The sequence below is a fragment of the Micropruina sp. genome (genome assembly GCF_027492755.1).
Lineage (GTDB): Bacteria > Actinomycetota > Actinomycetes > Propionibacteriales > Propionibacteriaceae > Micropruina.
The window spans coordinates 22,831-28,640 of the sequence record NZ_JAPUED010000019.1 but is presented as its reverse complement, the minus strand read 5'-3'; the positions used below and the strand labels follow the sequence as shown (position 1 = coordinate 28,640).

The window sequence follows — 5,810 nt, the reverse complement described above, 5'->3', positions numbered from 1 at the left end:
GGTGTCGAGGGTGTAGGTGGAGCCCGGCCGGTCGATGTCGACGCGGCTCACCGAGAATCGCGGGTTGGACGCCGTCGCGATCGTCGTCATCAGGTAGCGGTCCTCGGGCAGCGACACCTCGCGATGCGCCTTCTGCCACGGCTGGCCGGTGGGAACGAACACCACCTCGTCGAGGGCGAACTTGGCGGCCACTTCGCTGGCGGCCACCAGGTGGCCGTGATGGATCGGGTCGAAGGTGCCGCCCATCACACCCAGGCGTCGGCGCCTGGAGCCGTCATCGGCCCAGGCAAGCCCGGTATTGGTCATCAGCTGTGCGGACGGCTCTTACCGACGCCCCAGACAACCCGTAGACCGATCATCAGCAGGAGGAAGACCGATCCCCCGATGACCCACGGCAGGTACGGATCATGTGCCGCCGCCGTCTCCATGAGAACACCCATGCGCGGGATCCTAACCGTCTCGTGGCTACCTCGGCCACTACCTCGCCGCCCGTCGCGTCCGGAATCGGCGGCTGCCGGCCCAGGACGGCGCGCCGGAGTCGACGTCGCCTCCGTTTGGCGTCATCGCACCCGTTTGGACCGGGGCCAACCACACCGAGGAGGGGCGACGTCGGCCCAGGCAGGGTCAGAGACCTCAGGGACGGGTTTGGCCGGCTCCGGTGACGATGTACTTCGAGGAGGTCATCTCGGCCAGGCCCATCGGACCGCGGGCGTGCAGCTTCTGGGTGGAGATGCCGATCTCGGCACCGAAGCCGAACTCGCCGCCGTCGACGAACCGCGAGGACGCGTTGACCAGGACTGCGGCGGCGTCCACCTCGGCGGTGAACTTGTCGGCGGAGGTCCGGTCGTTGGTGACGATGGTCTCGGAATGCCCGGTGGTGTGGGCACGGATGTGGTCGATCGCGTCCGCCACCGAAGCGACCACGTCGGCGGCCAGGTCGAGCGACAGGTATTCGCCGTCGAACTCATCGGCACCGGCGGGGACGACGGCGTCGGAATAGGCCCGGACGGCGTCCGTGCCATGCACCGTAACCCCTTGATCGACGAGTGCGGCCAGTGCCTTGGGCAGGAACTCGTCGGCGATGGCGGAATGCACCAGCAAGGTCTCGGCGGCGTTGCAGACGCTGGGGCGCTGCACCTTGGCGTTGAGCAGGATCTCCAGCGCCATCTGCTGATCGGCGCTGGCGTCCACGAAGATGTGGCAGTTGCCGGTGCCGGTCTCGATCACCGGCACCTTGCTGCCCTCAACCACGGCGTTGATCAGCCCCGCTCCCCCGCGCGGGATCAGCACGTCGACCAGGCCGCGGGCGGCCATCATCTCGTCGGTGACCTCACGTCCGCCTTCGACGAGTTGGACGGCGTCCGCCGGCAACCCGGACGCCACCAGGCCCTCGCGCAGGGCCGCCACCACCGCGCGGTTCGACTCCAGCGCGGACGACGACCCGCGCAGCAGCGCCGCGTTGCCCGATTTGAGGCAGATGCCGGCCGCGTCGGCCGTCACATTCGGCCGCGCCTCGTAGATGATGCCGACCACGCCGAACGGCACCCGCACCTGACGCACCTGGACGCCGTTGGCGTTGGTCCAGCCGCGCACCACGTCGCCGACCGGGTCGGGCAGGCCGGCCAGGTCACGCAGCCCGCCGACCATGCCGTCGATCCGCTGCGGGTTGAGCCGCAGCCGGTCGATCAGCGCCTCGGAGGTCCCGTTGTCGCGGGCCCGGTCGACGTCACGCTGGTTCGCCTCGAGCACCGCCCGCTCGGCGTCGGCCAGCGCATCCGCCATCGCGTGCAGGGCAGCGTCCTTGGCGGCCCGGTTCAGGGTGGCCAGTGCGCTGCTGGCCGTCTTGGCGGCCCTGGCCTGATCGAAGAAGGTCACCGCCGCAGGATACCGGCGCCGCGGCGGTCGAGCTTGTTGAGACCGGGGTGACCGAAAGAACCGTCCCCAGTGACCGCGGGGACGGTTCTTCTGGTCACCGAGTGGTCTCGACGACAAGCTCGACCAACGAGGTGTCAGCGGCGGTAGTTGATCGCGTCCCAGACTCCGAGCAGGTACTGGATGCCCAGGGCGCGGTCGTACAAGCCGTAGCCGGGACGGGGTTTGTTGGTGGTGTTCTCGTTCCACAGGTGGCGGCCATGGTCGGGGCGGATGTAGCCGGTGTAGCCGGCTTCGGCGTAGGCCTTCATGATGCCGACGGTGTCCACGTCGCCCTCGCAGGCCCGGTGCGCCACCTCGCTGAAGTCGCCGTTGGCGTCGTGCTTGACGTTGCGGACGTGGGAGAAGTGGATCCGGTCCAGGTAGGTCTGCACCGCCTCGACCGCGCGCGGTGCCTGTGTGGGATTGGCCGAGAACGACCCCAGGCAGAGAGTCAATCCGTTGTACGGGCTGTCGTTGAGCGCCAGCACAGTGCCCAGATCCTCCATCGTGGACACCACCCGGGGCCAGCCGAACAGGTCGAACGGCGGATCGTCGGGATGTACGCCGAGCTTGACGTCGTACTGCTCGCAGGTCGGGATCACCGCGTCCAGGAAGTACTTGTAGCAGCGGTACATGTCGTCGTGGGTGACCCCGGCGTAGGCCTCGTTGAGTTCGCTGAAGCCGGCCAGCCGCTCCGGCTCCCAGCCGGGCAGGGTCAACCCGCCCGAGTTGGCCTCCATGTCGGCGATCAGCTTCTCGGGCGTCAGGCGGTCGACGATCGACTTCTCGAAGTAGAGCGCAGTCGAGCCGTCCGGCAGCGGATGCCACAGGTCGGTGCGCAGCCAGTCGAAGACCGGCATGAAGTTGTAGCAGACCACCCTCACTCCGGCCCTGCCCAAGCGCTCCAAAGTGGTGATGTAGTTCTCGATCGCCTGGTCGCGGCTCACTCCCAGCACGGTGCGGCCGAGCTTGATCGACTCGTGCACGTTGACCGACTCGACCACCTCGGCGTCGAACCGCTTGGTCACCCCGCGGGCGGCGTGCGCTGACGAAAGCTCGGTGATCCGAGCCATCTCAGCCGCGATCTCGGCCTCCTCCCAGACCTCACCGGCCTGTTTGCCGTGCAGGCTCCAGACGATCGTCTCGACACCGGGGATCTGCCGGATGTCGTCCAACGACACCGTGTCGTTTCCCTCGCCGTACCAGCGAAAGCCCATCTTCATGTTCGTTCTCCTCGTTGATGGAGCTTGTCGAAACCCCTGGTCAGCGTCACGTCAGCCGGGGTCTCGACAAGCTCGACCAGCATCGATCAGCGGACGTCCTCGGGCATCGGCAGGCCGAGCCGCGCCCGCTCCCGGCGCGCGAACGGGCCGATGGTCGCCTCACCGGGATGGGCGTCGTTGAGCAGCGTCAGGTCACGCCCAGCAGTCTCGGGCATGACGATCGCCGCCCCCAGCGAACAGATCGAGAAGAACCCGATCATGATCGCGATCGGCCACCATGAACCGCCGGTGGCAACCACCAGCGACGCCGCAACGACCGGGCCGATGCCGGTAGCCACGATGGCCGCGAGTTCCTTGGCCAGGGCCAGCTGGGTGAGCCGCGACCGGGCACCGAACAGCTCGGACATGGTGTTGTTCTCCAGCGAGGCCAGGGCGAGCACCGAGGTCTGGTGAATGATGATGTAGCCGGCGAAGACGCTGTTGACGTTCTTGGTGGCGATCATCCAGATCATCGGGCCGGCCAGCACCAGGGCGATCGACGACATCACGATGTACATCAGCTTGCGGCCGACCTTGTCGCTCAGCCAGCCGATAACCGGCACGGTGACGAAGCCGACCAGGGACGAGGTGATCACCACACCGGTACCGATGCTGGGCGCCAGCAGCAGCACCGCGGTGATGTAGCTGATCAGGTAGGTCTGCACCATGCCGGAGTTGCCGGCCTGGCCGAAGCGCAGGAAGAAGCCCTCGAAGAACGCCTTGCCCTTGCGCTCCTGGATGGCGGCGGCCAGCACGTTGTCCTCGGCGATCTTGGCTTCCAGCTCTTCCTTGCTGAGCGCCTCGCCCTCGACGACGTCGACGCGTCCCTCGAAGACCGGCGACTCTTTCAGGCTGCGGCGCAGCCAGACGGCGAACAGCATGATCAGCGCTGAGCCGATGAACGGGATCCGCCAGCCCCACTCGACCACGGTCTCGGTCGACATGGTGGCGACGAGGATGCCCCAGATCGCCGAGGCGCCCAGGGTGCCGGAGTTGGTGCCGAGCGCGACCAGCGAGCCGACCAGGCCGCGGCTCTTCCGCGGGGCGTACTCGGTGAGCATCACCGACGAGCCGGCGATCTCGGCGCCGGCGCCGAAGCCCTGGGCGAGCCGCAGCAGCACCAGCAGGATCGGGGCGAGCACGCCCACCTGGTGGTAGGTGGGCAGCAGGCCGATCGCGGTGGTCGCGATGCCCATCAACGCGATCGTGTAGAAGAGCACCTTGGTGCGGCCGACCCGGTCGCCCAGGCGTCCGAAGTACCAGGCGCCGAGCGGACGGCTCAGGTAGCCGGTCGCATAGGTGGCCATGGCCAGGATGATCGCCATGCCTGGGGCGTCGCTGGGGAAGAAGATGTCCTTGAACACCAGCGCCGCAGCCAGTGAGTAGAGCTGGAAGTCCATGAACTCCAGCGCCGTGCCCAGCCAGCCCGACACGGCCGCCTTGGCGAGATCTCCGGTGCTGCGTTCCGCCACCGTGCCGGAGCTGTCACCGGCGCTATTTGTTGTCATCTGCTGCTCCTTCTTTGGTTGTCAGCCGCGGGGGTGTGGGACGGCCACCGACCGCGTCACCGGCGCCGCACTGTGGTGGCGGGTTGCCCGGTGTCCGATGCGGAGGGCCTTTTGCTCGCTCATGCGGGCCACCCTCCTGATGCGGGATCGGACGTCACAAGTGACGTCGGGCGGGCCTCGGTGCCTCGCCGTTTCGGTACACTACCATACTAGTCGACATGATTGGCCACTTCGCGGACTCCTCTCGCGACAAGCACCAATCCGGCCGGATGCGTGACAATGAGCACATGGCGGGAACCTCGGAGCTGCGGACGGCGCGACTGAGCGGGAAAAGTGCACGTCGCATCGTCCACGAGAGGCTTCGACAACAGATCCTTGAGCTACAACTCCCGCCGGGCGCCGCGCTGTCGGAGGCCGAGATCGCGACCGCTTTCGGAGTCTCGAGGACGCCGGTGCGAGAGAGCCTGCTGCTGCTCGCCGAGGAAGGCCTGGTGGACATCTATCCGCAGCGCGGCAGCTTCGTCGGACCCATCCACCTCAGCGACGTGGTGACGGCGCAGTTCATTCGCGAGGCACTGGAGTGCACCTCCCTCGAGCAGAGCGCGCCCTCGATCGGCCCAGGGGATATCGCCGACCTGCGCGAGTTGCTGGCCCAGCAGCGGGCCGCCGACGCCTCCGGCGACGTCGCCGGCTTCTTCGGCCTCGACGAGGCCTTCCATCGACGCCTGCTGGAGGCGGGGAATCACGCCGCGGCGTGGCCGATCGTCTCCCAGGCCAAGGCTCAGATGGACCGGGCCCGGCGGATGTCGCTGCCGTCCGGCGGAAAGATGGCCGATCTGATCGCCCAGCACACCAGGGTGGTCGACGCCGTCGAGAACGGCGATCCGTCCGGCGCCGTGAACGCGCTGCGGACGCATCTGCGGGTCGTGCTGTCGGACATCGAGCGGATGAACCAGGAGAAGCCCGACCTGTTCAGCGCCGACTGAGCGATCACGATCAACAGACCCCGGCCAGGCCTGGGATCGGGGGGGGGGGGGGGGGGGGGGCGCGGGGGCCGCGGGGGGGGGGGGGGGGGGGGCCCCCCCGGGGGGGGGGGGGGGCGGCCCGCCCCCGCCCCCCCCCCCGC

At 68.3% G+C, this 5,810-nt stretch carries 6 protein-coding genes; 1 reads left to right on the top strand and 5 read right to left on the bottom strand.

What is annotated here, in order from left to right:
• From nadD to Q0066_RS01075, 5 genes are all read right to left on the bottom strand, one after another.
• The coding region (gene nadD, locus Q0066_RS01095; RefSeq protein ID WP_298129210.1) for a nicotinate-nucleotide adenylyltransferase at positions 1-306 on the bottom strand (306 nt) is incomplete at its 3' end.
• A complete protein-coding gene (locus Q0066_RS01090; protein ID WP_298129208.1) occupies positions 306-440 on the bottom strand; it encodes a hypothetical protein in 135 nt (44 codons plus the stop codon). The genes nadD and Q0066_RS01090, both read right to left, overlap by 1 nt.
• A 193-nt stretch (positions 441-633) precedes the next feature.
• The gene (locus tag Q0066_RS01085; protein WP_298129206.1) at positions 634-1,875 is read right to left on the bottom strand and encodes a glutamate-5-semialdehyde dehydrogenase; all 1,242 of its coding nucleotides are present in this window, start codon (positions 1,873-1,875) and stop codon (positions 634-636) included.
• Between the two features lie 134 nt (positions 1,876-2,009).
• A complete protein-coding gene (locus tag Q0066_RS01080; RefSeq protein WP_298129204.1) occupies positions 2,010-3,137 on the bottom strand; it encodes a mannonate dehydratase in 1,128 nt (375 codons plus the stop codon).
• Positions 3,138-3,223: 86 nt separating this feature from the next.
• Positions 3,224-4,684 (bottom strand): MFS transporter, encoded by a 1,461-nt coding sequence (locus tag Q0066_RS01075; RefSeq protein WP_298129202.1) that lies wholly within the window; start codon positions 4,682-4,684, stop codon positions 3,224-3,226.
• A 287-nt stretch (positions 4,685-4,971) separates the two neighbouring features.
• Here Q0066_RS01075 and Q0066_RS01070 point away from each other — a divergent pair, with 287 nt between their 5' ends.
• A complete protein-coding gene (locus tag Q0066_RS01070; RefSeq protein ID WP_298129200.1) occupies positions 4,972-5,670 on the top strand; it encodes a GntR family transcriptional regulator in 699 nt (232 codons plus the stop codon).
• Positions 5,671-5,810: the final 140 nt, after the last annotated feature.